We start from the raw sequence: 26,089 nt of genomic DNA on the forward strand, positions 1-26,089 counted from the left end.
AGCATCCTTGGTTCATGAACAGTGCCAAGGCACCGTCGCCTTATGCGCCGGAGCAGCAAGCAAACACGAAAAGCATCGTTGGCGATGGCGTGCCGCGCTCCTAGGCTTGCGCCCTTTGTCGCCATGGCCCGGCGCGCGCATGGCTGCCCGATCAGGCGGCAGGCGCGGCGCACCGGTCGACCTTTGCCTCCCATGTCCCTGCCCGATCTTCCCGACTACGACACGCTCGCACAGCGCTTCCGTCCCCTCTTCCAGCAGATCGCCGAGGCCGCCCCGCGGCGCGAGCACGAGCGTCGGCTGGCGCACGATGCCATCGACACGCTGCGGCAGGCCGGCTTCGGCGCCCTGCGCGTGCCGCGCGAGCACGGAGGCCTGGGCGCCAGCCCGGAGCAGCTGTTCGACCTGCTGATCGAACTCGGCACGGCGGACTCCAACCTCGTGCAGGCACTGCGTGCGCACTTCGGTTTCGTCGAACGGCTTCTCTCCGAGATCGAGGAAGACCAGCGTGCGCCGTGGCTGCGGCGCGTGGCCGACGGTGCCATCTTCGGCAACGCCACCACCGAGGCGGGCGAGGGCCAGCTCGGCCGCCTTCAGACCCGGCTGTTCCGCGAAGGCGGGCACTGGCTGCTCGAAGGCGAGAAGTTCTACAGCACCGGAACGCTTTATGCCGACTGGGTGGGCGTGACGGCCCGCATCGATGGCCCCGAGGCACGCGAAGGCTGGCGAACACTGGCCCTGGTGCGCACCGATGCGGCCGGCGTCGAGCGCATCGACGACTGGCGCGGCTTCGGTCAGCGGCTCACGGCTTCGGGCACCACCCGGCTGCATCGCGTGCCAGTGCCCGACGACCAGGTGCTGCAGTTCCCGGCGCAGGGCGCCACGTCGCAGACGGCCGTCTTCCAGCTGGTGCACATCGCCACGCTGGCGGGCATCGCCCAGGCCATCGTGCGTGACGCCGCGGCCTTCGTGCAGGCACGCCGGCGCAGCTTCAGCCATGGCAGCGCGGCGTCGCCACGCGAGGACCCGCTGGTGCAGCAGGTGGTGGGCCAGTTGGCCAACGCGGCCTGGCTCGGCCGCCTGGCCGCACAGGACGTGGCGCGCGGTCTCGGCGATGTCGACCGCCTGCGCCGTCGCGGCGAGCCGGTGCCCGAGTCGCTGCTGGTGGACGTGGAACTGCGCGCCAGCCATGCGCAGGTGGCCACCACCGACGCGGTGCTCAACGCGGCGACACGCCTCTTCGACGTGGGCGGCGCCAGCGCGCTGAACGAAGACCTGCGGCTGGACCGCCATTGGCGCAACGCACGCACCCTGGCTTCGCACAACCCGTCCATCTACAAGGCCCGCGCCATCGGCGACCACGCGCTCAACGGCAGCCGGCCCACCTTCTACTGGTCGGTGGGCACGGCGGCGGGCTGAGCGGCGGATCGCGCAAAGCTGCTTTTCGGCGGCCGGCGCGCCGCCGCTGCGGGGCGCGCCCACACTGGGGCGCCATGAACAAACGCGACCTGTTGCGCACACTGGGCGGCGCCGCGCTCCTGCCTGCGTCTGCGCTACTGCACGCGCAGACGCCCTTCCCGAGCCGCCCCGTCACCCTCGTCGTGCCCTACGCCGCCGGCGGGCCGACCGATGTGCATGCCCGCGTGATCGCCAACCGGCTCTCCGTCATCTGGGGCCAACCTGTGCTGGTCGAGAACCGGGGCGGGGGCGGCACGCTGATCGGCACGCAGTACGTGGCCAAGGCGCCCGCGGACGGGCACACGCTGCTGCTCACCGCCTATGCCTATACCTCGAACCCGATCCTCCGCAGCAGCATGCCCTACGCGGCCGATGCGCTGAGGCCGCTGGTGCAGATCGGCGCGAACGGGCTGATCCTGTTCGTCTCGGGACGCTCGTCGATGAAGTCGCTGGCCGACGTGGTGGCGCTTGCGCGTTCGGGGCCTGACCGGCTGCGCCTGGCGTCGTCGGGCAATGCGTCGAGTCCGCACATCGCGCTGGAGCTGTTCGCCAGGGCATTGGACACGCGCATCACCCACGTGGCCTACCGCGGCGCGGCACCCGCCAAGAACGATGTGATCGCCGGCGTGGTGGACGGCATCTTCGACGGGACGTCATCGATGCCGCTGGCCCGCGCGGGCCAGCTGCGCGCCATCGCCATCGCGGCGCCGCAGCGCCATCCGGCCGCGCCCGACGTGCCCACCTTCCGCGAGCAGGGCGTGGACCTGCTCTATGCCACCTGGTACGGCATGCTGCTGCCTTCGGGCGTGCCGGAGGCGCTGACGCTGAGGATCAACGCCGACATCCGGCGCGCGCTCGACGATCCGGGTGTACGCGCCGCGATTGCCGAAACGGGCCTGCAGCTGTCCCCCGGCACGCCGCAGCAGTTCGCCAGCTTCCTGGACGGGGAGTCGCGCAAGCTGCGCGCGCTGGTGGACAGCGGGGTGCGCATCGACGTGGAGTAGCCGGCAGCCGCCATGCGCGCCGCGGCTATCGACATGCGTTTTGATTCGTTGGTGCATGGCGCAAAGCGAAGCACAGTGGCGACCCCGTGTTCGCACGCTCTGCTTTCCCCTGCTTCATGCCGCTCTTCCTCGGCCGCCGTGCCGCCATCGCCGCGCTCTCGCTCCTCTCCCTCGGCGCCCTCGTGCCTGCCGCCCATGCCCAGGACAAGGCAGCCATCAAGGTCGGCATCTCGGTCGGCAACGCCGAGAGGATCTTCGAGGTGGTCAAGAAGGTTGCGGCCCGTGACGGCCTCGACGTGCAGGTCGTGGTGTTCAGCGACTACCAGCTGCCCAATGCGGCGCTGGCCGCCGGCGACCTGGACGCCAACGCCTTCCAGCACCAGCCCTTCCTGGACAACCAGATCAAGTCGCGCGGCTACGACATCGTGCCCGTCGGCCTGACGATCACCGCGCCGCTGGGCTTCTACTCGCGCAAGATCAAGTCGGTGCAGGAGCTGCCCGAGGGCGCCTCGGTGGGCATCCAGAACGACCCGTCCAACGGCAACCGCGCGCTGCTGCTGCTGCAGTCGGCCGGCCTGCTCACACTCAAGCCCGAAGCCGTCAAGAACAACACCGCCACGCCGCTGGATGTGACGGCCAATCCCAGGAAGCTCAAGCTGGTGCCGCTGGACGCCGCGCAGCTGCCGCGTTCGCTGGACGACCTGACCATCGCCTCGATCAACAACGACTACGCCGAGAAGGCGGGCCTGTCCTTCGTGCGCGATGCGGTCATCAAGGAGTCGCCCCAGGGCCCCTATGCCAACCTGATCGCGGTGCGCCGGGCTGACAAGGACAAGCCCTGGGCGAAGAAGCTGGTGGCGGCCTATCAGTCGGCCGAGGTGCGGCAGTTCATCGAGACCACCTTCAAGGGCGCGCTGATCCCGGCGTTCTGACGCCGCCCCGTGCGCGCCTGGACGTCCCGGCCGACACACGCGCCAGGGCCGAGGGCTAGACTGCTGCCCCTCTGCCGCCGCATGGCCACGCCGCCGTGCGGCGTTCGTCATTCAGCCTTCCTGGAGTCCCGTCCCATGCCCGCGTCCGGCCGCATCCTCAACCCCCTGCTCGCCTCGCGCGTGGTCTCGGCCGACGAGGCCGCCGCCCTGGTGCCGCCGGGCGCCAACATCGGCATGAGCGGCTTCACCGGGGCCGGCTACCCCAAGGCGGTGCCGCAGGCCCTGGCGCGGCGCATCGGCGAGGCCCATGCGCGCGGCGAGGGCTTCCGCATCGGCCTGTGGACCGGCGCATCGACCGGCCCCGAACTGGACGGCGCGCTGGCGGCGGTCGACGGCATCGAGATGCGGCTGCCCTTCCAGTCCGACCCCACGCTGCGCAAGCTCATCAACAGCGGGCGCATGCACTTCACCGACATGCACCTGAGCCACGTGGCGCAGCAGGCCTGGTTCGGCTTCCTGGGCAGGATCGACACCGCCGTGGTCGAGGTCGCGGGGGTGCTGCCCGACGGCCGCCTCATTCCGTCCTCGTCCATCGGCAACAACAAGACCTGGCTGGACCAGGCCGAGCGCATCATCCTGGAAGTCAACGGCTGGTTCAGCGACGGCTTCGAGGGCATGCACGACGTGTACTACGGCACCCGGCTGCCGCCGCACCGCGTGCCGATCCCGCTGGTGGGCGCCGGCGACCGCATCGGCGAGCCCTACCTGCGCTGCGACCTGTCGAAGGTCGTCGCCGTGGTCGAGACCCACCAGCCCGACCGCAACAATGCCTTCGCGACGCCCGATGCGGTGTCGCGCGCCATTGCCGGACACATCATCGACTTCCTGCAGCACGAGGTGGCCCACGGCCGCCTGCCGGCGCGCACGCTGCTGCCGATCCAGTCCGGCGTGGGCAACGTGGCCAACGCCGTGCTGGCCGGCCTGAACGAAGGCCCCTTCGAAGGCATGTCCGCGTACACCGAGGTGCTGCAGGACGGCATGCTGGCCATGCTCGACAAGGGCACGCTGGCCCAGGCCTCGGCCACCGCGCTGTCGCTGAGCCAGCCCGTGGCCGAGCGCTTCAACGCCGATGCGGCGGCCTACCGCGACCGCATCGTGCTGCGCCCGCAGGAGATCAGCAACCACCCCGAAGTGATCCGCCGCCTGGGCACCATCGCCATGAACGCGATGATCGAGGCCGACATCTACGGCAACGTCAACTCCACGCACGTGATGGGCTCGTCGATCATGAACGGCATCGGCGGCTCGGGCGACTTCGCGCGCAACGCCTACCTGTCGATCTTCGTCACGCCCTCGGTGGCCAAGGACGGGGCCATCTCCTGCATCGTGCCCTTCGCCTCCCACGTGGACAACACCGAGCACGACGTGCAGGTCATCGTGACCGAGCAGGGCCTGGCCGACCTGCGCGGCCTGTCGCCGCGGCAGCGGGCGCAGTGCATCATCGAGCGCTGCGCCCATCCGGACTACCGGCCGGCGCTGCGCGACTACGTGGCCCGCGCCGCGCTGCACGCCCCCGGCCAGCACACGCCGCACATGCTGGACGAGGCCTTCTCCTGGCACACGCGCTACCTGCGCGAAGGGCACATGTAGGCGCTGTTTCTTCGCGCTCGCGGCATCGAAGGCCGGCCCCGGCGTCCAGCTGCCGTTGGCCGCGCGCGGTGCCCCGTCCGCAGATCAGGCAAGCCCGGAGGCCGCGGCCTCCAGCACCTTGATCGGCTTCGGGATGAGCTTGAGCGCGTAGAAGGTGTCGGCGATCTGCTGCTGCTCGGCCAGGATGGCGCGGGTGATGGGACCGGTGCCGAACTGCACGCGAGCAAAGGTGGTGTCCACCACCGGCTTGGGCAGGCCCCAGATGGCCGCCAGCTCGGCCGAGAAGGCATCGCGGTTGGCCGCGCCCCAGTTGTCGATGCGGGAGATCTCCTCGATCAGCACCTTGGTGATGTCGCGGTTCTTCTCGGCATAGGGCAACGACGAGAAGTAGTAGGCCCGGTTGCCCACCACGCCCGTGGCATCGGCCAGGATGCGGCCGCCCAGCGTCTTTTCGGCGGCGGCGAGGAAGGGGTCCCAGATCACCCAGGCGTCGATGGAGCCCTTCTCGAAGGCCGCCCGCGCATCGGCCGGCGGGAGGAAGACCGACTGCACGTCGCCGTAGGCCAGGCCGTTCTTCTCCAGCAGCTTGACCAGGAAGTAGTGGACGTTGCTGCCCTTGTTGTAGGCCACGCGCTTGCCCTTGAGGTCCGCCACGCTGCGGATGGGCGAATCCTTGGGCACCAGCACCGCCTCCGACGCGGGCCGCGGCACCGTGGCCGCCACATAGGCCAGCGGCGCGCCTGCGGCCTGGGCAAAGATCGGCGGCGCCTCGCCGACATCGCCGAAGTCGATGGAGCCCACGTTGAGCGCTTCCAGTTGCACCGGGCCGGCCGTGAACTCGGTCCAGCTCACCTTGACGCCCAGCGGCGCCAGCCGTTGCTCCAGCGTGCCGCGGGCCTTGAGCAGGCTCAGGATGCCCTTCTGGTTGCCGATGCGCAGCTCGCGCGAAGCGGACTGGGCGAAGGCGGGTGCGCCAGCGAAGGCCACGCCGCCCGCAGCGGCAGTGCCCACCTGCAGCAGGCGACGGCGGGAAAGGGGAAGCGGGAAAGTCATGTCGGAACAGGCGCTCGCAGCAAGGAAGGGAAGCGGATTCTTGGGCCGCCTGCCTTGCTTGGGAAACGCGCAGTTCTCAGGTCCTTATTCGCAAAGCGAGCAAGGCGGTGTGGCGCCGAAGAGCCGGCTCCGCCCCTCGACGGCCTTGCTTGCTGGCCGCATAAGCAACGTCGTTTTCCGCCTTAGATGATTCCCTTGTTTACAAGCGAGAACTCTGTCGTTCCCGCTTCGAAGGCGCGTCCCTAGAGTCCTGTCCATCGCCACCACGCCGGTGGCGCCGACACCGACAGCCCCGCCATGACCGCTCACGCCCTTCTCGACGACGCCCACTCACTTCTCCAGGAATTCGACATCCGGCCCCTGCCCGGCAGCTTTGCCGCCGAGGTGGTGGGACTCGACCTCGGCCGGCCGCTGCTGGACGAGGACTTCGCCCGCCTGCGGCGCGCCCATCTGGCGCATCCGGTGCTCGTCTTCCGCGACCAGCGCATCACGCCGGCCCAGCACGTGGCGTTCAGCCGCCGCTTCGGGCCGCTGCAGATCCATGTGCAGAAGAAGTTCCAGCTCGCCGGCCATCCCGAGGTGCTGATCGTCTCCAACATCAAGGAGAACGGCGCGCCCATCGGGCTGGGCGATGCCGGCCACTTCTGGCACTCGGACCTGTCGTACAAGGAAAAGCCCAGCCTCGGCTCGCTGCTGCATGCGCAGGTGCTTCCGGCCGAAGGTGGCGACACGCTCTTCGCCGACCAGCATGCCGCCTGGGACACGCTGCCCGAGGCGCTGAAGGCCCGCGTGGCCACGCTGCAGGCCGAGCACAGCTACCTGGCCAAGTACGAGGAGCTGCGGGCCCGCAGCCCCTGGCGTCCGGCCCTCACGGCCGCGCAGCTCGACGAGGTCAGGCCCGTCGTGCATCCAGTGGTGCGCACCCACCCCGAGACGGGCCGCAAGGCGCTCTTCGTCAGCGAGCACTTCACGACCCGCATCGTGGGCCTGCCCGAGGACGAGAGCCAGGCCCTGCTGGCCGAGCTGTTCACCCACAGCACGCAGCCCGCGTTGCAGTACCGCCATCAATGGCAGCCGCACGACATGGTGTTCTGGGACAACCGCTCGGTCACGCACCTGGCCGCCGGCACCCCCGACCACCTGCCGCGCAAGCTCTACCGCACCACGATCGAGGGCGACCAGCCCTTCTGATCACCCTGGCGGCCCGACGGCCGCCTCGCCCGGGCGACACGGACAGGAAGACGACCACGGGTCCGGCTTCCGCAGAAATCCCGCGCCCACCACATCCTGGAGAGGAAGCCCATGACACCCATCACCCGCCGCCTGGCCGCCCTGCTCACCGCTGCCGGCCTGGCCACCGCCTCGCTGGCCGCCCATGCCGAGGGCCAGATCCGCATCGCCCAGCAGTTCGGCATCGTCTACCTGCTGCTGAACGTGGCGCAAGAGCAGAAGCTCATCGAGAAGCACGCGAAGGCCGCAGGCATCGACGCCAAGGTCGAGTTCCTGCAGCTGTCGGGCGGCTCGGCGGTCAATGACGCGCTGCTGTCGGGCAGCATCGACGTCGCGGGCGCCGGCGTCGGCCCGCTCTTCACGCTGTGGGACCGCACCAAGGGCCGCCAGAACGTCAAGGGCGTGGCCTCGCTGGGCAACTTTCCCTACTACCTGGTCACCAACAATCCGAACGTGAAGTCCATTGCCGACTTCACCGACAAGGACCGCATCGCGCTGCCGGCCGTCGGCGTGTCGGTGCAGTCGCGCGTGCTGCAGCTGGCCTCGGCCAAGCTGTGGGGCGACAAGGACTTCGCGCGGCTGGACAAGATCAGCGTCGCGCTGCCGCACCCGGATGCCGCCGCGGCCATCATCAAGGGTGGCACCGAGATCACGGGCCACTTCGGCAACCCGCCCTTCCAGGAGCAGGAACTGGCCGGCAACCCCAACGCCCGCATCGTGCTCAATTCCTACGACGTGCTCGGCGGCCCCTCGTCGGCCACGGTGCTGTACGCCACCGAGAAATTTAGGGCCGAGAACCCCAAGACCTACAAGGCCTTCGTCGCCGCGCTGGACGAGGCGGCCCAGTTCATCCGCAGCCAGCCCGAGCAGGCGGCCGACATCTACCTGAAGGCCAGCGGCACCAAGACCGACCGCGCGCTGCTGCTGAAGATCATCAGGAACCCCGAGGTGCAGTTCAAGACCGAGCCGCAGAACACGCTGGCGCTGGGCCAGTTCATGCACCGCGTGGGCGCCATCAAGAACCAGCCGCAGTCGGTGAAGGACTATTTCTTCGACGACGTGCTGAACGCCCAATCGAACTGAAATGAAGAAACACCCCCCATGCCGCTTCGCGGCTCCCCCCTCTCTGTCGCCTTCGGCTTGGAGGGGGGCGCACCCAGAGGCCTGGCAAAGCCAGTTCCTCGGGTGCCCTGGCTTGCCCTGCTCCGCGGCCGTTCGATCCTCGGCCCCGTACCAGTTTCACGCTCTGCGGGTGGCAGGCAGCAGCACGGAGAACTGATATGAACGTGCTTCATCGCCGGGACCTCCTCAAGGCCGGCGCCGCCGCTGCGCTCGGCCTGGGCGCCATGGCGGCCCGCGCCGAAGGGCGCATCCGCATCGCGCAGCAGTTCGGCATCGGCTACCTGCTGCTGGACGTGGTGCGCGACCGCAAGCTGATCGAGAAGCACGCCAAGGCCCTGGGCGTGCCCGTGGTCGAGGTGGAGTGGTCCTCCATCTCGGGCGCCACGGCCATGAACGAGGCCCTGCTGGCCGGCTCGCTCGACATCGTCTCGGCCGGCGTGCCGCCCATGCTCACGATGTGGGACCGCACGAAGGGGCGCCAGAACGTGAAGGCGGTGGCTGCGCTGGGCGCGCTGCCCAACTACCTGCTGAGCAACAACCCGCAGGTGCGCACGCTGAAGGACCTGGGCCCCAAGGACCGCATCGCGGTGCCTGCGGCCGGCGTGGGCTTCCAGTCGCGCGTGCTGCAGATCGAGGCCGCGCGCGTGCTCGGCCGCGAGAACTTCAAGCGCCTGGACGACATCTCCGTCAGCCTGCCGCATCCGGATGCGACGGCCGCGCTCATCAAGGGCGGCTCGGAGGTCAACACCCATTTCTCCAGCGCGCCCTTCTACTACCAGGCCCTGGCCGCCAACCCGGCGGTGCACAAGGTGATCAGCAGCTACGACATCCTGGGCGGGCCGGCCACCTTCAACGTGCTCTACACCACGCAGAAGTACCGCGACGAGAACCGCGCCGTCTACAAGGCCTTCTACAACGCGCTGGTGGAGGCCGAGCAATTCGTCAAGGCCGACAAGGCTGCCGCGGCCGACATCTTCATCCGCGTGCAGAACTCCCGGCTCGACCCGGCCCTGGTGCGGCGCATCGTCGAGGACCCGGAGAACGACTTCACCGTCTCGCCGCAGCGCAGCCAGGTCTATGCCGACGCGCTGTTCAAGCTGGGCGTGCTGCGCAACCAGGCGGCCTCGTGGAAGGACTTCTTCTTCGAGGAAGCGTGGAGCCGGCCGGGCAGTTGATGCTGCTGCCCACCCTGCCACCCACCCGCCCCCGGACGACCCGCGCCACCCTTTTCTCTTCATCCTTGCCATGACCGCCGCTGCCACAGCCACTCTGCGTGCCGCGCCCTCCCCGGCGCGTGCCGCCGCACCCCTGCCACGACGCCGGTCCGAGCCGCCCGCGGCCCACGCGGATGCCGCCCGCACCGCCCTGCTCCAGGTGCAGGGTGTGAGCCTGGAGTACCGCACACCCGAGCATGTGGTGCGGGCCACCCACCAGGTCAGTTTCGACGTGCATCAGGCCGAGCGCTTCGTGCTGCTGGGGCCATCGGGCTGCGGCAAGAGCACGCTGCTCAAGGCCATCGCCGGCTTCATCCCGCCCGCCGAGGGCGAGATCCACCTGGACGGCCGACGCGTCCAGGGCCCCGGCCCGGACCGCATCGTCGTGTTCCAGGAATTCGACCAGCTGCCGCCGTGGAAGACGGTCAAGCAGAACGTGATGTTCCCGCTGCTGGCCTCGCGCACGCTGGGCCGGCGCGAAGCCGAGGAGCGCGCCCTGCACTGGCTGGACCGCGTGGGCCTGTCCCGCTTTGCCGACGTGCATCCGCATCAGCTGTCAGGCGGCATGAAGCAGCGCGTGGCCATCGCCCGCGCGCTGGCCATGCAGCCGCGCGTGCTGCTGATGGACGAGCCCTTCGCCGCGCTGGATGCGCTCACGCGCCGCCGCATGCAGGAAGAGCTGCTGGCCCTGTGGGAGGAGCTGCGCTTCACCCTGCTCTTCGTCACGCACTCCATCGAGGAGGCGCTGGTGGTGGGCAGCCGCATCGCCCTGCTGTCGCCGCACCCGGGCCGCATGCGGGCCGAGATCAACAGCCACGGCTTCGACCTCGCCAGCCAGGGCAGCCCCGAGTTCCAGGCCACGGCCCAGCGCATCCACCACCTGTTGTTCGACGCGCCGGCGCGCGGCGCCGACCAAGGCCCCACGCCATGAGTGCCATCCTTCCCCCGCTGCCGCCCGTGCGGCCCGAGTACGAACACGCGCTCGAACCCTTCACCGCCAGCGCCGTCGAGCGGCCCCTGCCGTGGTCCACGCGGCTGTGGCGCCAGACCTGGCTGCGCAAGTGCCTGATCCTGCTGGCGCTGGCGCTGCTGTGGGAGCTGCTGGCACGCTGGCAGGACAACGACCTGCTGCTGCCCACGGCCAGCGCCACCGCCCGCGCGCTCTTCGATGGGCTGGCCAGCGGCGAACTGATCGCCAAGACCGCCATCTCGCTGGGCGTGCTGGTGCAGGGCTATGCACTCGGGGTCGGGCTGGCCTTCCTGCTGACCTCGCTGGCGGTCTCCACCCAGCTGGGCCGCGACCTGCTGGGCACGCTCACCTCGATGTTCAACCCGTTGCCGGCCATCGCCCTGCTGCCGCTGGCGCTGCTGTGGTTCGGCCTGGGCCAGGGCAGCCTGATCTTCGTGCTGGTGCATTCGGTCCTCTGGCCGCTGGCGCTCAACACTTATGCCGGCTTCCAGGCGGTGCCCGAGACGCTGCGCATGGCGGGTCGCAACTACGGACTGGGCGGGCTGCGCTACGTGCTGCAGATCCTGGTGCCGGCCGCGCTGCCGGCCATCCTGTCGGGCCTGAAGATCGGCTGGGCCTTCGCCTGGCGCACGCTGATCGCGGCCGAACTGGTGTTCGGCGCCAGCTCGGGCAAGGGCGGGCTTGGCTGGTACATCTTCCAGAACCGCAACGAGCTCTACACCGACCGCGTGTTCGCCGGCCTGGCGCTGGTGGTGATCATCGGGCTGCTGGTGGAAGGGCTGGGCTTCGCCACCCTGGAGCGCCTGACGGTGCGCAAGTGGGGGCAGCAGCGCTGATGACGGGCGCACGCGCCGAACCGTCGGCAACCGGGCGGGACGAGCGCGTTGTCGGCCTGCGTGCCGCGGGCCCGGCCCGCGGCGAAGACCGCCTCACGGACAAGGGTTAACCCTTGCTCGTCGGCAAATAGATAGCTAGCTAACTATATTGGAGGGCATGTCCGATGCCGCCCTCCCCGCTTCCGCCGCCGATCCCGCCGAGCTGCGCAACCTCACCTTCACGCTCAGCCTGCTGCAGCGCGCCTATCGCGCCGCAGCCGACCGGGCGGTGGCGCACCTGGGCATCTCGCAGGCGGCCGGCTGGGCGCTGGTGACCATTGGCCGGCAGGGCGACGGCACCCGCCAGGGCGTGATCGCCGACCTGCTGGGCATCGAAGGCCCCACGCTGATCCGCACGCTGGACCAACTGGTGGGCGCCAGCCTGGTGGAGCGGCGCGAGGACCCGACCGACCGCCGCGCCCGCACGCTGCACCTGACCGAGTCCGGCGCCGCGATCCAGGCCCGCATCGAGGAAGCGCTCAATGCCCTGCGCACCGAGCTGTTCCAGGACATCCCGGCCGAGGACGTGCGCGCCTGCCTGCGCGTGTTCGGCACGCTCTGGACCCGCCTGGGCAAGGCCGACCGGGGCGGCGCCGCCTCGGAGTCCTGACATGCGCCTGCCCCGCCAGTTGCCGCGCTTCAGCGCGGCCGAGATGCTTTTTTCCGCGAAATGCTTCGGCGCCGCCATGCTCGCGATGACGGTGGCGAGCTGGGCCGGCCTGCCCCGGCCCTTCTGGGCGCTGATGACCACCTACATCGTGGCCAATCCGCTGGCTGGCGCGGTGCGCTCCAAGGCGGTGTTCCGCCTGCTCGGCACCCTGCTCGGCTGCGCGGCCACGCTGCTGCTGGTGCCGGCCCTGGTCGACGCGCCCGAGCTGCTCACGCTGGCGCTGGCCCTGTGGGTGGCGCTGTGTCTGTTCGTCTCGCTGCTCGACCGCACGCCCCGCTCCTACCTCTTCATGCTGGCCGGCTACTCGGCGGCGCTGATCGGCTTTCCGTCGGTGGGCGCGCCGCTGGGCGTGTTCGACACGGCCTCGGCCCGCGTGCAGGAGATCGCCATCGGCATCGTCTGCGGCACGCTGGTGCACAGCCTGGTGTGGCCGGTGAGCATGGCGCCCACGCTGGTCGGGCTGATGGACCGCACGCTGGCCGATGCCGGCGCCTGGCTGCGCGGCATGGTGCAGGCCACGCCGAATGCCGACGCCGGCCGGCAGGCCGCGCGCCGCAAGCTGGCGGGCGATATCTCGCAGCTGCGCGTGATGGCCACGCATGTGCCCTTCGACACCAGCCACCTCAAGTGGACGGCGTCCGCCGTGCGGGCCCTGCAGCACGAGGTGGCGGCGCTCACGCCCTTCGCCTCGGCCGTGGACGACCGGCTGCAGGCCCTGCGCGATGCCGACGGGCGCCTGCCGGCCGACGTGGAACGCACCGTGGGCGAGGTGCTCGCCCGCCTGGCCGACAGCGGCCGCACGGCGCCCGGCAGCACGCCCACGCCCCTGCCCGACGCTGCGTTGGCCGAACTCCACGCCGCCGCCCGGAGCCTGGGCGCAACCGCAACCGCGGCCGAGCCCGATGCCTGGGGGCTGGCCCTGCGCACCGGCCTGGCCGTGCGGCTGGAAGCCCTGATCGACGCCTGGGCCGCCTGCGTGCAGTTGCGCCAGCAGATCGACGCCGGCCTGGCCGGCCGCCCGGTGCCGCTGCCTGCGACCACCGGCCGCGCCGCACCGGCGGCGCGCGACGTGCTGCACCGCGACGTGGGCATGGCCGCCTGGTCCGCGCTGGCGGCGGCGCTGGCCATCTGCCTGTGCTCCGCCTTCTGGATCTTCACCGGCTGGCCCGGCGGCTCCGCCATGGCCATGATGGCGGCTGTCTTCTGCTCCTTCTTCGCGGGCATGGACGACCCGGCGCCGTCGATCTACGCCTTCCTCAAGGTGCTGCTGCTGTCGCTGCCGCTGGCGGCCCTGTACGTGCTGGTGCTGATGCCCCTGGTGGTGGACCTGCCCACGCTGGCCCTGGTGTGCGCCCCGGCCTTCCTGGTGCTGGGCGTCTACCTGGGCCGGCCGGCCACCTTCATGAAGGCGATGGCGCTGCTGCTGTCGGGCGTGATCGGCACGCTTTCGCTGCACGACACCGGCCAGGCCGACTTCGCCAGCTTCGTCAACGCCATGATCGGCCAGGTGCTGGGCGTGGCCGCGGCGGCCGTGGTGACGGCGCTGGTGCGTTCGGTGAGCGCCGACTGGGGCGCACGCCGCATCCAGCGCATGACCTGGCGCGAACTGGGCCGCCTGCCGCGGCAGGCCGACGACGCGCAGGCGCGGCTGCATGCGGCACGCGTGCTCGACCGCATCGGCCTGCTGGCGCCGCGCATCGCGCAGGCCGGCGGCACGGTGGACGGCGTGAATGCCGACGACGCGCTGGTGGACCTGCGCATCGGCACCGACCTGCATGCGCTGCGCCGCCATGCCGCGCTGCTGCCGGGCCGGCTGGGGCCGGACATCCTGGCGCAGGTGGCGCGGCTGTTCCGCGAGCATCCCGCCGGCCTGACCACCGGCCAGGCCGCGCAGGACCGCCCGGCCCTGGCCCGGCGCATCGACGAAGGCCTGCAGGCGCTGCTGCCTTCCGGCACGTCGCCCCCTGGGCCCGACCTGGCAGCCGATGCCGCCGACGGGCGCCGCGCGCTGCTGGCCGCCCTCGTCGGCCTGCGCCGCAACCTCTATCCCACGCGGCCCTGGCCGGCCGCGCCTTCAACCCTCCAGGAAGTCCCCGCATGACCGGCGAAGCCACGTTCTATGGCGTCTACGTCCCCTGGCTGCTGGTGCTGGCCGTGGTGGCCTGGGGCCTGTGCTGGGGCGCACGCCGCCTGCTCGGCGCCCTGGGCGTCTACCGCTGGGTCTGGCATGCCGCCCTGTTCGACACCGCGCTCTATGTGCTGATCCTCTTTCTGCTGAGCCGACTGACGGCCGCCCAAGGATTCCTCTCATGACAACGACTTCAACGACAACGACGACACGCAGCCGCGCCCTGGCGGCCCAATCCGCCCGGGTGCTACTGACACTCGGCATGGTGGCCCTGGCCGTCTGGGCCGGCCTGCGCCTGTGGGACCACTACGAACTCGCGCCCTGGACGCGCGACGGCCGCGTGCGCGCCAACGTCGTGCAGGTGGCGCCCGACGTGTCGGGCCTGGTGAGTGCCGTGCGCGTGCAGGACAACCAGGCCGTCAAGGCCGGCGAGGTGCTGTTCGAGATCGACCCGGCGCGCTTCGCCCTCGCCGTGCAGCAGGCGCGCGTGGGCGTGCAGTCGGCGCAGGTGAGCCTGGCGCAGGCCCGCCGCGAGGACGCCCGCAATGCCAGCCTGTCGGACCTGGTGCCGCGCGAGCTGCGCGAGCAGTCCCGCACCCGGGTCGATGCGGCGGCCGCCATCTTGGCACGCGCCGAGGTCGAGCTGCACACGGCCGAGCTCAACCTGCAGCGCGCCACGGTGCGGGCGCCGGTCGATGGCTGGGTCACCAACCTGGAGTTGCGCACCGGCGCCTACGCCGCCGCCGGCCGCGGCGCCATGGCCGTGGTGGACCGCGGCTCCTTCTACGTCGAAGGTTATTTCGAAGAGACCAAGCTGGCCCGCATCCACGCCGGCGACGCGGTGCGCGTGACGCCCATGGGCAGCCGCGTGCCGCTGGCCGGCCGGGTGCAGAGCATTGCCGCCGGCATCGCCGACCGCGACCGCTCCACCGGCGCCAACCTGCTGCCCAGCGTCAACCCCACCTTCAACTGGGTGCGGCTGGCGCAGCGTGTGCCGGTACGGGTGCAGCTGGACGCGCAGCCGGACGCAACGGGCCTGGTGGCGGGCCAGACCGTGCTGGTCGAGGTGGTGGCGCAAGGCGATGCCGCGGCGGCGCACGGCACGACGTCCCCCGCGCGCGGCCACGCCCCTGCGGCCAACGCCGGGGCCGCCCTGGCCGCCCCGCAGGACCAGGGCCATGCCGCTCCGGCCACGGCGGGCCACGGTGATCGCGCCCAAGGGGGACGGGCATGACCCGGCGCCCCGACCGTACGGCCGCCGCCTTCGGCCGACGCGCACCCGCCCTGCTGGGTGCGCTGCTGCTGGCCGGCTGCGGCAGCCTGGCCGTGGGCCCCGACTATCAAGTGCCGCCACAGGCCGCAGTGCAAAACCCGGCCGCGGCCCAGCCTTTCCAGGAGGCGCAGGCCCCGGGCGCCCAGGCCGCCGTCTCGGCCGAGCCGTTGCCGGCACGCTGGTGGCACCTGTTCCGCGACCCGACGCTCGACACGCTGGTGCAGGAAGCGCTCGCCCACAACACTGACCTGCGCGTGGCCGCCGCCAATCTGGAACGCCAGCAGGCCACCCTGGCCCAGGTGCGCGCCGAGGAACAGCCGCAGCTGTCGGTGTCCGGCGGGCCGGCCTTCGGCCATGTCTCGGGACTGTCGGAACTGGCGCCCGGCGTCAGCCCACCCGACCAGTTCGCCTACAGCCTGGGCGCGGGCCTGTCGTACCAGGTCGACGTGGTCGGCGAGCTGCGCCGCGCGGCCGAGGCGGCGCACGCCGACACCGCGGCCGCCGCAGCCGCGGTGGACCTGGCCCGCGTCAATGCCGCGGCCGGTACCGCGCGCGCCTATGCGACCGCCTGCGCCACCGGCCAGCAGCTGAAGGTGGCCGAGCACTCCGTCGCCCTGCAGAAGGAACAGCTGGCCGTGGTGCAGCGGCTGCACGACGCCGGTCGTGCGGGCGCCACCGACCTCGCCCGCTCGCGCGCGCTGCTGGCCCAACTGCAGGCCGCGCCCCCCGCGCTGCGCGCGCAGCGCCAAGCCGCGCTGTACCAGCTGGCTGCCTGGCTGGGCCGCACGCCCGGTGCGCTGCCGGCCGAGGTGCAGCAGTGCGCCACCGTGCCCCAGGTGGCCGGCGCGCTGCCGGTGGGCGACGGCGCCGCCCTGCTGCGGCGCCGGCCCGACATCCGGCGCAGCGAACGGCAACTGGCCGCCGCCACGGCCCGCATCGGCGTGGCCACGGCCCAGCTCTATCCCAAGGTGTCGCTGGGCCTGTCGGCCAGCTCGTCCGGGCCGGCCGACGACTTCCTGGGCCGGGACACCTTCGCCTGGAACATCGGCCCGCTGATCCGCTGGAGCCTGCCCAACACCGGCGCCGCGCGCGCCCGCATCGCCGGGGCCGAGGCCTCGGCCCGGATGGCGCTGGCAAGCTTCGACGGCACCGTGCTGCAGGCGCTTCGCGAAACGGAGACCGCCCTGTCGGCCTACCGGCAGGAGCTGGTCGGCGTGGAGGCGCTCCAGCGGGCGCGCGACGACAGCGCGCAGGTCGCCAGCCAGGCACAGCGCCTGTACGTAGGCGGGCGCAGCGCCTACCTGGACACGCTGGATGCCCAGCGCTCGCTGGCCAGCGCCGAAGCCAGCCTGGCCGCCGCGCAGACGCGCGTGGCGCAGGAGCAGGTCGCCGTCTTCATGGCGCTGGGCGGTGGCTGGGAATGAGCCGGCCGGCGCCGCTCAGCGGACCGCCGCCATTTCCACGCCCAGGCGACGCATCGGGGAAGGAGCCAGCGGGGCAGTCCCGCCGGCCTGCGCAGAAGTACCCATGGCCAACGGTGCCCCGGAGGATGGGCCAACGGACCGATCCGACGTCGGCGCCCCCATGGGCGAGGGCCGCGGGTCGGCCGTGAACAAGGGGATGCGAACCGCGTCGCCAGCGGCGGCCTGAGGCGATTGCGCCGTCGGCGCCTGCGCCAAGGCCGCCGCGCTCACGCCCAGGGCCAGGGCGGCCAGCACACCGCTGCGCCATCGGACCGGCGACGCCCGCTCGCGCAGCAATGCAGTGCAGTGGGTGGGAATGTCGAAGTGCATGGCGACCTCCTGAGGCATGGCTGCGGAAATCGGGATGGGCCCTTTTGCGGCCGTCCAGGCACTGTCGAGCGCATCCAGGCACGCCCATGTCGGCAGCCCCAGTGGCACCCTGTAGGCCGCCGGGAGACACACCCTGTCGCCAAGTGCCAGGGCCGACGCCGGTCGCCAGGCATTTAGACTCGCCAGCTTCCCCTCACAACAAGGCGCCCCCGAGGCGCCCGTACTCCTCCATGACAGCACGTGCCTCGAGCGTCGAAGCACTGGAAGCCGAAATCGCGCGCCTCACCCAGGAGCGCCGCGACCTCGAACGCCAGCAGCGGCAATTGCGGGTCGACGAACTCAAGGCCCTGGTCGACCACTTCGCCCAGCAGTTGGGCGCCGCCGGTTTCGGCCTGCAGGATGGCATCGACGCCCTGCAGGCGCGCGCCCGGCCGGCACCCCCGCCCGTCGAACAACCCGTGCGGCACTCGGTCATCAAGCCGGCACCCTTCGTGACGGCACCCAAGTCGCAGCCGCGCCCGCCGATGGACGCCGTGCACCTGCGCGCCCAAAGCGTGCTGGGCAGCGATGCCATCGACTGGCTCCAGCGGGCGCATCCGCTGCTGGGCGGCATGACACCGGCACAGATGGCCGCCACGCCGCGCGGCGAGGAAAAGGTGCTGGCCCTGCTGGCTGCCTACGCACGCGGCGCCTGAGGCACGCGTTTCGGCTTCCGGGCACCCGGGCCAGCAGCAGCCTGGCCCAGCTGGCGCAGCAGCTCGGCCCGCACGGCATCCGGCACCGCCGCGGCTTCAAGTGGAAAGCTGACCCGACAACCGCCGCGTCAGCTGTCTCGCCACCTCTGCCACCGCGCGCGCCGCGCTGTTTTCCCAAGCGCTGGACAGACGGTCCTGGTGATCTGTGACGGTGATTGCGAGCACCGGCCGGCCGTGCATGTCGAACACGGGGGCCGAAAAGGCATTCACCCCGGGGATGGGGCTGCCCACCGCGCGCACCACTCCACGTTGCCGCATCTCTTCGCGGATGCGCGCCAGTGCCGCTTCCCGTCCGTCGAACCCCGTGGCATCCATCCTGCCCAACGGGCCCGCAATGGCCTGCCGAAGCGTCTCGTCCGGCATGGCTGAGGCGAATGCACGCCCGGTCGCGGTGTCGAACAGGGACAGCACGCTGCCCACCCGCAGCGCCACATGCAGGGGCTGCCGGGCCTCGATGAGCCGAACGACGGTCGGGCCGAAATTGCCCCACACCGAAAGCGCAACAGCATGGCCGGTCTGCGCCGCGAGCTGCAGGACCGCCGGCTCCGCGGCCTTGAGCGGATCCAGCCGCTGAAGGCATGCCAGCCCGATCTTCAGGGCCGCCGGCCCCAGGTCGTACCGCCCGCTTGCATCCTGCTCGACGAGGCCCAGTCGCCCGTAGCTGACCAGGTACGGATGCGCACGCGACGGAGTGAGTCCGGCCAAGGCGGCCAGGTCCTTGAGGTTCATGGCGCCTTCGCCCTCGGCAAGTGTCAGCAGCAGCCGCCCGCCAACTTCGACGGATTGAACCGCGCGCTGGAGCTTGGCGTCGGGCTGTTCTTCAGAGGCGGGAGCCGCCGGCTTCTTCGTTCTCATGGAACAAACGAGTTTGACATACGCACACGACAACCGTACATTCTTTTCCAACAAATGAGTTCGCCCTTTGCGAATTCAAAGTCCTTTCAAGGAGACATCCGTGAGCAAGACCTTCGCATCCGCCGCCGACCTCGAAGAAAAGAAAGTCAGCTTCACCCAGCTCTCGGAGCACGCCTGGGCCTACACCGCCGAGGGCGACCCCAACACGGGCGTGATCATTGGCGACGACGCCGTGCTGGTGGCCGACACCCAGGCCACGCCCGCCATGGCACAGGACGTGATCCGCCGCATCCGCGAAGTCACGGACAAGCCGATCCAGTACGTGGTACTCACGCATTACCACGCCGTGCGCGTCCTTGGCGCCTCGGCCTACGGCGCGCAGCAGGTGATCGCCAGCCAGGACACGCGCGATCTGATCGTCGAACGCGGCGAGGCCGACAAGGCCAGCGAGATCGGGCGCTTCCCGCGCCTGTTCCGCGACGTCGAATCGGTGCCCGCGGGCATGACCTGGCCCACGATCACCTTCACCGGCCGCATGAGCCTGTGGCTCGGCAAGCTCGAGGTGCAGCTGCTGCAACTGGGCCGCGGCCACACCAAAGGGGACACGGTGGTCTGGCTGCCCGGCGAGAAGACGCTTCTGTCGGGCGACCTGGTGGAGTTCGACGCCACCCCCTATGCCGGCGACGCCTACTTCCGCGACTGGCCGGCCACGCTGGACAACATCGCCGCCCTTCAACCGCAGGCGCTGGTGCCGGGCCGCGGCCCGGCCCTGCTGGGACAGGCGCGGGTCCAGGCCGGCCTCGCGTCCACGCGCGACTTCATCCGCGACCTGTGGGCCAGCGTGCAGGAAGGCGTTGCCGCCGGCAAGGACCTGCGCGCCACCTACGAGCACAGCTTCGCCACGCTGCAGCCCAAGTACGGGCATTGGGTCATCTTCAACCACTGCATGCCCTTCGACGTGACGCGGGCCTACGACGAGGCCACGCAGCATGCCGATCCGCGCATCTGGACCGCAGAACGGGACCGTCAGATGTGGGAGGCGCTCGAAGGCTGAACAGAGCGCGACGGGCGTGCATTGCGCCCACCCCGGCTGGCGACGGGCACGCTCGATCGCCCCGCCGCGAAGACAAGAACGACAGGAGACATCGGCCATGAAGCCATCCGACATCCCGCCCCACCTCTTTCGCGGCACCGGCGAGCAGGTGCAGGCCATCCAGTTCGCCTACCGGCGCTCGCCGGACCAGGAGGCGCCCTCGCCCGTGCGCCACCCGGTCGTCATCGTGGGCGCCGGCCCCGTGGGCCTGACGCTGGCCATCGACCTGGCCCAGCGCGGCCAGCCCGTGCTGGTGGTGGACAACGACGACCGGCTGTCCACGGGCTCGCGTGCGCTGTGCTTTGCCAAGCGCACGCTGGAGATCTGGGACCGGCTGGGCGTCGGCGACGCCATGGTGGCCAAGGGCGTGTCCTGGAACCTGGGCAAGGTGTTCCTGCGCGACCAACAGCTCTACCAGTTCAACCTCCTCCCAGAGGACGGCCACGAGCGCCCCGCCTTCATCAACCTGCAGCAGTACTACTGCGAGGCCTACCTGGTGGAACGCGCGCTGCAGTTGCCCGGGCTGGAGATCCGCTGGAAGAACACGCTCGCTGACATCGCACCCCGCCCGGACGGCGCCACCTTGACCCTGGACACGCCCGACGGCCCCTACCGCATCGAGGCCGACTGGGTCGTCGCCTGCGACGGCTCGCGCTCGCCGACGCGGCAGCGGATGGGCCTGGAGAGCCAGGGCCGCGTGTTCCGCGATCGATTCCTGATCGCCGATGTGCGCATGACGGCCGACTTTCCGACCGAGCGCTGGTTCTGGTTCGACCCGCCCTTCCATCCCAACCAGAGCGTGCTTCTGCATCGCGAGCCCGACAACGTCTGGCGCATCGACTTCCAGCTCGGCTGGGATGCCGATCCGCAGGCGGAGCGCCAGCCCGAGAAGGTCATCGCGCGCGTGCGTGCACTGCTCGGTCCCGACGCCGAGTTCAGCCTCGAATGGGCCAGCGTCTATACCTTCGCCTGCCAGCGGATGGAGCGCTTCGTGCATGGGCGGGTCGTCTTCGCCGGAGACAGTGCCCACGGCGTCTCGCCCTTCGGTGCGCGGGGCGCCAACAGCGGCGTGCAGGATGCGGACAACCTCGGCTGGAAGCTCGACCGCGTGCTGCGCGGCCAGGCGAGCGCCGCGCTCATCGACAGCTATGGCAGCGAGCGCGAGGCGGCGGCGGACGAGAACATCCTCAACTCCAGCCGAGCCACCGACTTCATCACGCCCAAGAGCGAGATCAGCCGGCTCTTCCGCGACCAGGTGCTGGCCCTCGCCCGCTCGCACGAGTTCGCCCGCCGGCTGGTCAACAGCGGAAGGCTGTCCGTGCCCTGCGTGCTGCGGGCGTCGCCGCTGAACACACCCGACGTCGCGACCTTCGACAGTGCGATGGTGCCCGGCGCGCCGCTGTGCGATGCGCCCCTGCAGACACCCCAAGGCGACCCGGCCTGGCTGCTGCGCAGCCTGGGGCCGGACTTCACACTGCTCGTCTTCGGCGAGGCGCCGCATTGGGTTCGCGAACTGCCGGGGGTGGCCGTGCGCTGCCTGGGGCAGGACCTGATCGACGCGCAGGGCGTGCTCGCCCGCCGCCTCGATGCGCAGCCGGGCACCGCCTACCTCGTGCGGCCCGACCAGCACGTGTGCGCGCGGTGGCGTCGGCCATCGCTGGAGGCCGTGCGCGCCGCACTGCGCCTCGCCAATGGCCTGCGCGACTAAGGCCGGAGACCCACCATGCTCAACACGCAACCGAACATCGCCCGCTTCGACGACTTCTACGAAGCGCTGCTGGCCGCACACCAGGACCTGCCGCTCGACCAGAGCCACGCGCTGAACGCCCGTCTGGTGCTGCTGCTGGCCAACCACATTGGCGATCTCGACGTGCTGCGCGATGCGCTCGCGCGGGCCCGCGAATCTGCATCCACGCGCTGACCTCAAGGGCGCCGGACAGGCACATGGGGCCATGGCCGGCCACGGACGGGCCATGCCGTGGTGCCGCCACCTTTTTCACGACAACACAACGGAGACAAAACCATGATCAATCGCAAGCAGTTCCTCGGCCTCGCCGCGGCGGTCCTTGGTGCACCGGCCTGGTCGCAGAGCACGGGCAAGCCGGTCGAATGGGTGGTGGGCTATGCCGCCGGAGGCGGCTCCGACGTGGTGGCCCGCACCATTGCCGAAGCCATGGGCCGCACCCTCAACCGTCCCATCGTCATCAACAACAAGCCCGGCGCCGGCACCAACATCGCCGCCGACTACGTGGCCCGGTCGAAGGACTTCGGCAACATCCTCTTCACGGCCGACTTCGCCACGCTGGCCGCCAACCCCTTTCTCTTCAGCAAGCTGAGCTACGACGCGCAGAAGGCGTTCCAACCGGTCGGGCTGCTGGTGCGCTTTCCAATGTTCCTGGTGGTGGGCAGTGAGGTGCCGGCGGACAACCTGCAGCAGTTCACGGCCTGGGCCAAGGCGCAGAAGGATCCAGTGAGCTGGGGCTCTGCCGGCCCTGGCAGTCCGCACCACCTGGTCGGCGAACTCTTCCGCGAGCAAACCAGCCTGGCGATGCAGCACGTGCCTTACCGCGGCGCCGCGCCCGCCATGCAGGACGTGCTGGCAGGACAGATCCCTGCCATGTGGATCGACAGCGCCACCGTGCTGCCCTTCCTTGCCGGCAAAAAGGTAAAGATCATCGGCGTGGCATCGGCCAGGCGCCTGGATCTGTTGCCGGAGGTGCCCACCTTCGCCGAGCAGGGCCTCAAGGGTTTCGAGGGCTACGCGTGGCAGGGTCTGGTCGTGCCGACCGGCACCCCGGCCGAGGCCACGGCCGCCTTCGCCGATGCCTTGCAGAACGCGCTGGGTTCTACGCAGGTTCGCGCCCGCCTGCAGGCGCTGGGCGTCGAGCCGATGCCTGGCACGCCCGACCAGATGGCACGCTTCTCCGCCGCCGAACGGGACAAGTGGGGCGCGGTCATTCGGCGTGCCGGCGTCAGGCTGGACTGAGCGACTTCTTGCGTCGGTCGAACGAGTGACGCAAACCAGTAGAGGCCGCGCGCTGGGCCATGCCGCCGGAGAGCCGCCACGAGCAGAGATGCTGCGCACGACCGAGGCCGCTGACGCCCGACTCGCGCGCGGCACCCTGACGGGCCGCTTGACGAGGAAAAGGTGCTGGCCCTGCTGGCCGCCTACGCACGCGGCGCCTGAGGCGCGCGTTTCGGCTTCCGGGCACCCGGGCCAGCAGCAGCCTGGCCCAGCTGGCGCAGCAGCTCGGCGCGCAACGCCTCGGCCACTGCAGAAGCCGCCGTCGACAGGCTCCGCTCCTGCCGCATCACTTGGCCGATGGGCCGCTGCACATCCGGCGCGGTCAGCCGCCGCTGGACCACCGGCCCGCCCAGCGCCACCTGCGCCGCCAGGGCGGGCAGCACCGACACCCCCAGTCCGGCCGCCACCATCGCATTGATGGTGGCCAGGTGCTCCACCTCGAAACGCGGCGCGAAGCGCTGCCCCAGTGACAGCAGCGCCGCCTCGGCGTACTGCCGCACGCTGGTGGGAGCGGGCATCGAGATGTGCGGCAGGCCCGCCACCTCGGCCCAGCGCAGCGGGCCGCGCCGCGCGGCCAGCGCATGATCCGCGGGCAGCAGCAACACCAGCGGATCGCTGGCCAGCGTCTCGTAGGCCAGGTCGGCATAGGCCGGGTTCTCGGCCGTGAGGGCGAAGTCGACCTGGCCCGCGCGCACCAGGTCGAAGGAGGCGCCCGACAGCGAATCGACCACGCCCAGCTGCACGCCCGGATGGTCCGCCATGAAGCGCGCGAACACCGGTGGCACCACCGTCGCCGCCAGCGAGGGCAGCGCCGCGATGCGCACCCGGCCCTCGCGCAGCTCGACCACGTCGCGCACCGCGCTGGCGGCCGTCTCGGCCTGGGCCCGCAGGATGCGCGCATGCGCCAGCAGCGCCTGCCCGGCATCGGTGAGCTGCACGCTGCGCGTGTTGCGGGCGAACAGGCGCGCGCCCAGCGTCTCCTCCAGCCGGCCGATCACGCCCGACACGGCCGACTGCGACAGGTGCACCCGCGCCGCCGCGCGCCGGAAGTTCAGCGTCTCGGCCAGCTCGATGAAGACCTGCAGTTCGCGCAGCGAGAGATTGATCATGACTGGCGATCAGTCTATCGGGCAATAGCGTTGGACCGATCAGTGCCGGCTTCCTAGACTGCGCCGCCATGACGACCCCTTCCCTTGCCCGCCCCGCAGGCGCCGCCGTGATCGGCGGCGGCACCATGGGCGCCGACGTCGCCGTGGTGCTAAGCCGCGGTGGCCTGCCCGTCACCGTGGTGGAACGCGACGCCGCCAAGGCGGCCGGCCTGCCGGCCTACATCGGCGCCCAGCTCGAAGCCGCCGGATGCGCCGCACACGCCGGGCCGATCGCCGTCGTGCACCAGCTGGAGGACGTGGCCTGGGCCGGCATCGGGCTGGTGGTGGAATGCATCGTCGAGCAGTTGGCGCCCAAGCAGCAGCTCTTCGCGCGGCTGGTCGAGCTGGCGCCGCCCTCGGCCCTGCTGACCAGCAACAGCTCGGGCCTGCCCATCAGCCGCATCGCCGACGGCCTGCCCACGCGCGGGCGCATGTTCGGCCTGCACTTCTTCATGCCTGCGCATCTGGTGCCGCTGGTGGAGGTGGTGATGGGCCCGGACAGCGACGCCGACGCCGCCCAGGCCCTGATGCAGACCATGCGCCGCTGTGCCAGCGTGCCCGTGCTGGTGCGCAAGGACCGGCCGGGCTTCCTCGCCAACCGGCTGCAGCATGCGCTGGCGCGCGAGGCCTTCGCGCTGCTGGACGACGGCGTCGCCAGCGTCGAGGACATCGACGCCGCGGTGCGCTTCGGCTTCGGCTTCCGCTTCCTGGCGGCCGGGCCGATCCTGCAGCGCGACCATGCCGGGCTGGACGTGCACTGCGCCGCCGCCGCCACCATCTACCCCAGCCTGTGCAACGACGACCAACCCGCGAAGGTGCTGCAGCAGCAGGTGCAGGCCGGCCGCGTGGGCATGAAGGCCGGTGCCGGCTTCAGCGACTGGCCGGAGGCCGAGCGCGCTGCCGAACGGGCCCGCTACGACCGCCTGCTCCGCGCCGGTCTGCAACTGCTGGCCGACGAACTGCCGCCGCTGCCGGGTGCCGCTGGCGCCCCTTCCTCCGACCGGAACCCGACGTGACCGCCGCCCCCCTCATCCTCACCGTGGCGCCCAACGGCGCCTACAAACAACACAGCGACCATCCCGCCGTGCCGCTCACCCCCCAGGCCCTGGCCGACACCGCCCGCCGCTGCCTGGACGCCGGCGCCGCCATGCTCCACCTGCACATCCGCGATGCGCAAGGCCGCCACAGCCTGGACGTCGAGGGCTACCGCGAAGCCCTGCGCGTGGTGCACCAGGCCGTGGGCGATGCGATGGTGCTGCAGGTGACCAGCGAGGCGGCCCGCGTCTACCAGGCGCCGCAGCAGATCGCCATGGTGCGCGAGCTGCAGCCCGAGGCCGTCTCCATCGGCCTGCGCGAGGTGGACGTGCCGGCCGTGGGTGAAGCGGGCCTGGCCGCCTTCTTCGGCGAGCTGGCCGCGCGCGGCACCATGGTGCAGGTGATCCTCTACGACGCGGCCGACGTGGCGCGCTGGCAGGCGCTGCGCGCGGCGGGCACGATTCCCGATGCGCCGTGGTTCCTGCTCTTCGTGCTGGGCCGCTACAGCGCCGGCCAGACCTCCGACCCGCGCGACCTGCTGCCCTTCCTGGCCGCCCATGGCGACGGCCCCGAGCCCTGGGCCGTGTGCGCCTTCGGCCCCACCGAGCAGGCCTGCGTCACCGCCGCGGCGGCCTTCGGCGGCCACGCGCGCGTGGGCTTCGAGAACAACCTGCGGCTGCGCGACGGCAGCCTGGCGCCCGACAACACCGCCCTGGTCGCCCAGGCCGCCGAGGCCGCGGCTACGCTGGGCCGGCCGCTGGCCACGGCGGCGCAGATCCGCGAGCGCTTCCGCCCGCGCTGACGCCACG

General features: G+C 71.1%; 25 protein-coding genes. 21 read left to right on the forward strand and 4 right to left on the reverse strand.

Annotated features, from left to right (window positions below):
* The first annotated feature begins 192 nt into the window (after positions 1-192).
* The 4 genes from ACT54X_RS16110 to ACT54X_RS16125 all read left to right on the forward strand — a co-directional run bounded on the left by ACT54X_RS16110 (position 193) and on the right by ACT54X_RS16125 (position 5,041).
* Entirely contained in the window at positions 193-1,416 is a 1,224-nt protein-coding gene (locus ACT54X_RS16110) for an acyl-CoA dehydrogenase family protein (RefSeq protein WP_476347475.1), read from the forward strand.
* Positions 1,417-1,490: 74 nt separating this feature from the next.
* Positions 1,491-2,459 (forward strand): tripartite tricarboxylate transporter substrate binding protein, encoded by a 969-nt coding sequence (locus ACT54X_RS16115; RefSeq protein ID WP_476347476.1) that lies wholly within the window; start codon positions 1,491-1,493, stop codon positions 2,457-2,459.
* Positions 2,460-2,575: 116 nt separating this feature from the next.
* Positions 2,576-3,391, forward strand: coding sequence for a MetQ/NlpA family ABC transporter substrate-binding protein (locus tag ACT54X_RS16120; protein WP_476347477.1), 816 nt, complete (start codon positions 2,576-2,578; stop codon positions 3,389-3,391).
* A 135-nt stretch (positions 3,392-3,526) separates the two neighbouring features.
* Positions 3,527-5,041: an acetyl-CoA hydrolase/transferase family protein gene (locus tag ACT54X_RS16125; protein WP_476347478.1), complete on the forward strand. Its 1,515-nt coding sequence runs from the start codon at positions 3,527-3,529 to the stop codon at positions 5,039-5,041.
* An 84-nt stretch (positions 5,042-5,125) separates the two neighbouring features.
* Here ACT54X_RS16125 and ACT54X_RS16130 read toward each other — a convergent pair whose 3' ends face one another.
* Positions 5,126-6,094, reverse strand: a complete 969-nt coding sequence (locus ACT54X_RS16130; protein ID WP_476347479.1) for a sulfonate ABC transporter substrate-binding protein — start codon at positions 6,092-6,094, stop codon at positions 5,126-5,128.
* A 297-nt stretch (positions 6,095-6,391) separates the two neighbouring features.
* On the opposite strand from ACT54X_RS16130, the gene ACT54X_RS16135 reads away from it, so the two are divergent.
* The 10 genes from ACT54X_RS16135 (at position 6,392) to ACT54X_RS16180 (ending at position 17,000) form a co-directional block, all read left to right on the forward strand.
* Positions 6,392-7,285: a TauD/TfdA dioxygenase family protein gene (locus tag ACT54X_RS16135; RefSeq protein ID WP_476347480.1), complete on the forward strand. Its 894-nt coding sequence runs from the start codon at positions 6,392-6,394 to the stop codon at positions 7,283-7,285.
* Between the two features lie 111 nt (positions 7,286-7,396).
* A complete protein-coding gene (locus tag ACT54X_RS16140) occupies positions 7,397-8,407 on the forward strand; it encodes an ABC transporter substrate-binding protein (protein ID WP_294370980.1) in 1,011 nt (336 codons plus the stop codon).
* A gap of 197 nt (positions 8,408-8,604) precedes the next feature.
* Complete coding sequence (locus tag ACT54X_RS16145; RefSeq protein ID WP_476347481.1) at positions 8,605-9,621, forward strand: ABC transporter substrate-binding protein; 1,017 nt, start codon at positions 8,605-8,607, stop codon at positions 9,619-9,621.
* A 70-nt stretch (positions 9,622-9,691) separates the two neighbouring features.
* Positions 9,692-10,591, forward strand: a complete 900-nt coding sequence (locus ACT54X_RS16150; RefSeq protein ID WP_476347482.1) for an ABC transporter ATP-binding protein — start codon at positions 9,692-9,694, stop codon at positions 10,589-10,591.
* Positions 10,588-11,466: an ABC transporter permease gene (locus ACT54X_RS16155; RefSeq protein ID WP_476347483.1), complete on the forward strand. Its 879-nt coding sequence runs from the start codon at positions 10,588-10,590 to the stop codon at positions 11,464-11,466. Before ACT54X_RS16150 ends, ACT54X_RS16155 begins: the two co-directional genes overlap by 4 nt.
* Positions 11,467-11,623: 157 nt before the next feature.
* Entirely contained in the window at positions 11,624-12,115 is a 492-nt protein-coding gene (locus ACT54X_RS16160; RefSeq protein WP_476347484.1) for a MarR family winged helix-turn-helix transcriptional regulator, read from the forward strand.
* Between the two features lies 1 nt (position 12,116).
* Positions 12,117-14,276 (forward strand): FUSC family protein, encoded by a 2,160-nt coding sequence (locus ACT54X_RS16165; RefSeq protein WP_476347485.1) that lies wholly within the window; start codon positions 12,117-12,119, stop codon positions 14,274-14,276.
* A complete protein-coding gene (locus ACT54X_RS16170; RefSeq protein WP_017759557.1) occupies positions 14,273-14,488 on the forward strand; it encodes a DUF1656 domain-containing protein in 216 nt (71 codons plus the stop codon). The genes ACT54X_RS16165 and ACT54X_RS16170 overlap by 4 nt, the downstream gene beginning before the upstream one ends.
* Entirely contained in the window at positions 14,485-15,537 is a 1,053-nt protein-coding gene (locus ACT54X_RS16175) for an efflux RND transporter periplasmic adaptor subunit (protein WP_476347486.1), read from the forward strand. Before ACT54X_RS16170 ends, ACT54X_RS16175 begins: the two co-directional genes overlap by 4 nt.
* Positions 15,534-17,000, forward strand: coding sequence for an efflux transporter outer membrane subunit (locus tag ACT54X_RS16180; protein WP_294371000.1), 1,467 nt, complete (start codon positions 15,534-15,536; stop codon positions 16,998-17,000). Before ACT54X_RS16175 ends, ACT54X_RS16180 begins: the two co-directional genes overlap by 4 nt.
* 15 nt (positions 17,001-17,015) lie before the next feature.
* Here the strand turns inward: ACT54X_RS16180 and ACT54X_RS16185 are convergent, their stop codons facing one another.
* Positions 17,016-17,387 (reverse strand): hypothetical protein, encoded by a 372-nt coding sequence (locus ACT54X_RS16185; protein WP_294371003.1) that lies wholly within the window; start codon positions 17,385-17,387, stop codon positions 17,016-17,018.
* 212 nt (positions 17,388-17,599) lie between these two features.
* On the opposite strand from ACT54X_RS16185, the gene ACT54X_RS16190 reads away from it, so the two are divergent.
* Positions 17,600-18,064: an MbcA/ParS/Xre antitoxin family protein gene (locus ACT54X_RS16190; RefSeq protein WP_294371006.1), complete on the forward strand. Its 465-nt coding sequence runs from the start codon at positions 17,600-17,602 to the stop codon at positions 18,062-18,064.
* A gap of 96 nt (positions 18,065-18,160) precedes the next feature.
* On the opposite strand, the gene ACT54X_RS16195 is transcribed toward ACT54X_RS16190, so the two are convergent.
* A complete protein-coding gene (locus ACT54X_RS16195; RefSeq protein ID WP_294371009.1) occupies positions 18,161-18,979 on the reverse strand; it encodes an IclR family transcriptional regulator in 819 nt (272 codons plus the stop codon).
* 100 nt (positions 18,980-19,079) lie between these two features.
* Between ACT54X_RS16195 and ACT54X_RS16200 the strand changes: the two genes are divergently transcribed.
* From ACT54X_RS16200 to ACT54X_RS16215, 4 genes are all read left to right on the forward strand, one after another.
* Entirely contained in the window at positions 19,080-20,033 is a 954-nt protein-coding gene (locus ACT54X_RS16200) for an MBL fold metallo-hydrolase (protein ID WP_476347487.1), read from the forward strand.
* Between the two features lie 97 nt (positions 20,034-20,130).
* Positions 20,131-21,780: an FAD-dependent oxidoreductase gene (locus ACT54X_RS16205; protein ID WP_476347488.1), complete on the forward strand. Its 1,650-nt coding sequence runs from the start codon at positions 20,131-20,133 to the stop codon at positions 21,778-21,780.
* A gap of 15 nt (positions 21,781-21,795) precedes the next feature.
* Positions 21,796-21,993 (forward strand): DUF2783 domain-containing protein, encoded by a 198-nt coding sequence (locus tag ACT54X_RS16210; RefSeq protein WP_017761266.1) that lies wholly within the window; start codon positions 21,796-21,798, stop codon positions 21,991-21,993.
* A 102-nt stretch (positions 21,994-22,095) separates the two neighbouring features.
* Positions 22,096-23,058, forward strand: coding sequence for a Bug family tripartite tricarboxylate transporter substrate binding protein (locus tag ACT54X_RS16215; RefSeq protein ID WP_354321215.1), 963 nt, complete (start codon positions 22,096-22,098; stop codon positions 23,056-23,058).
* Positions 23,059-23,240: 182 nt separating this feature from the next.
* On the opposite strand, the gene ACT54X_RS16220 is transcribed toward ACT54X_RS16215, so the two are convergent.
* Positions 23,241-24,206: a LysR family transcriptional regulator gene (locus ACT54X_RS16220; protein ID WP_476347489.1), complete on the reverse strand. Its 966-nt coding sequence runs from the start codon at positions 24,204-24,206 to the stop codon at positions 23,241-23,243.
* A gap of 68 nt (positions 24,207-24,274) precedes the next feature.
* On the opposite strand from ACT54X_RS16220, the gene ACT54X_RS16225 reads away from it, so the two are divergent.
* Positions 24,275-25,261 carry a 3-hydroxyacyl-CoA dehydrogenase family protein gene (locus ACT54X_RS16225; protein ID WP_476347490.1) on the forward strand — a complete coding sequence of 329 codons (987 nt, stop codon included), beginning with the start codon at positions 24,275-24,277 and terminating at the stop codon, positions 25,259-25,261.
* Complete coding sequence (locus ACT54X_RS16230) at positions 25,258-26,082, forward strand: beta-keto acid cleavage family enzyme (RefSeq protein WP_294371020.1); 825 nt, start codon at positions 25,258-25,260, stop codon at positions 26,080-26,082. Before ACT54X_RS16225 ends, ACT54X_RS16230 begins: the two co-directional genes overlap by 4 nt.
* Positions 26,083-26,089: the final 7 nt, after the last annotated feature.

This window comes from Pseudacidovorax sp. DMC4, assembly GCF_056314265.1.

Coding starts and splice junctions, on each gene's coding strand:
- ACT54X_RS16220 (WP_476347489.1), bottom strand. CDS start 24,206: ATGATCAATCTCTCGCTGCGCGAACTGCAGGTCTTCATCGAGCTGGCC.
- ACT54X_RS16205 (WP_476347488.1), top strand. CDS start 20,131: ATGAAGCCATCCGACATCCCGCCCCACCTCTTTCGCGGCACCGGCGAG.
- ACT54X_RS16125 (WP_476347478.1), top strand. CDS start 3,527: ATGCCCGCGTCCGGCCGCATCCTCAACCCCCTGCTCGCCTCGCGCGTG.
- ACT54X_RS16115 (WP_476347476.1), top strand. CDS start 1,491: ATGAACAAACGCGACCTGTTGCGCACACTGGGCGGCGCCGCGCTCCTG.
- ACT54X_RS16120 (WP_476347477.1), top strand. CDS start 2,576: ATGCCGCTCTTCCTCGGCCGCCGTGCCGCCATCGCCGCGCTCTCGCTC.
- ACT54X_RS16175 (WP_476347486.1), top strand. CDS start 14,485: ATGACAACGACTTCAACGACAACGACGACACGCAGCCGCGCCCTGGCG.
- ACT54X_RS16195 (WP_294371009.1), bottom strand. CDS start 18,979: ATGAGAACGAAGAAGCCGGCGGCTCCCGCCTCTGAAGAACAGCCCGAC.
- ACT54X_RS16190 (WP_294371006.1), top strand. CDS start 17,600: ATGACAGCACGTGCCTCGAGCGTCGAAGCACTGGAAGCCGAAATCGCG.
- ACT54X_RS16165 (WP_476347485.1), top strand. CDS start 12,117: ATGCGCCTGCCCCGCCAGTTGCCGCGCTTCAGCGCGGCCGAGATGCTT.
- ACT54X_RS16185 (WP_294371003.1), bottom strand. CDS start 17,387: ATGCCTCAGGAGGTCGCCATGCACTTCGACATTCCCACCCACTGCACT.
- ACT54X_RS16110 (WP_476347475.1), top strand. CDS start 193: ATGTCCCTGCCCGATCTTCCCGACTACGACACGCTCGCACAGCGCTTC.
- ACT54X_RS16180 (WP_294371000.1), top strand. CDS start 15,534: ATGACCCGGCGCCCCGACCGTACGGCCGCCGCCTTCGGCCGACGCGCA.
- ACT54X_RS16210 (WP_017761266.1), top strand. CDS start 21,796: ATGCTCAACACGCAACCGAACATCGCCCGCTTCGACGACTTCTACGAA.
- ACT54X_RS16170 (WP_017759557.1), top strand. CDS start 14,273: ATGACCGGCGAAGCCACGTTCTATGGCGTCTACGTCCCCTGGCTGCTG.
- ACT54X_RS16140 (WP_294370980.1), top strand. CDS start 7,397: ATGACACCCATCACCCGCCGCCTGGCCGCCCTGCTCACCGCTGCCGGC.
- ACT54X_RS16145 (WP_476347481.1), top strand. CDS start 8,605: ATGAACGTGCTTCATCGCCGGGACCTCCTCAAGGCCGGCGCCGCCGCT.
- ACT54X_RS16160 (WP_476347484.1), top strand. CDS start 11,624: ATGTCCGATGCCGCCCTCCCCGCTTCCGCCGCCGATCCCGCCGAGCTG.
- ACT54X_RS16130 (WP_476347479.1), bottom strand. CDS start 6,094: ATGACTTTCCCGCTTCCCCTTTCCCGCCGTCGCCTGCTGCAGGTGGGC.
- ACT54X_RS16215 (WP_354321215.1), top strand. CDS start 22,096: ATGATCAATCGCAAGCAGTTCCTCGGCCTCGCCGCGGCGGTCCTTGGT.
- ACT54X_RS16155 (WP_476347483.1), top strand. CDS start 10,588: ATGAGTGCCATCCTTCCCCCGCTGCCGCCCGTGCGGCCCGAGTACGAA.
- ACT54X_RS16150 (WP_476347482.1), top strand. CDS start 9,692: ATGACCGCCGCTGCCACAGCCACTCTGCGTGCCGCGCCCTCCCCGGCG.
- ACT54X_RS16225 (WP_476347490.1), top strand. CDS start 24,275: ATGACGACCCCTTCCCTTGCCCGCCCCGCAGGCGCCGCCGTGATCGGC.
- ACT54X_RS16135 (WP_476347480.1), top strand. CDS start 6,392: ATGACCGCTCACGCCCTTCTCGACGACGCCCACTCACTTCTCCAGGAA.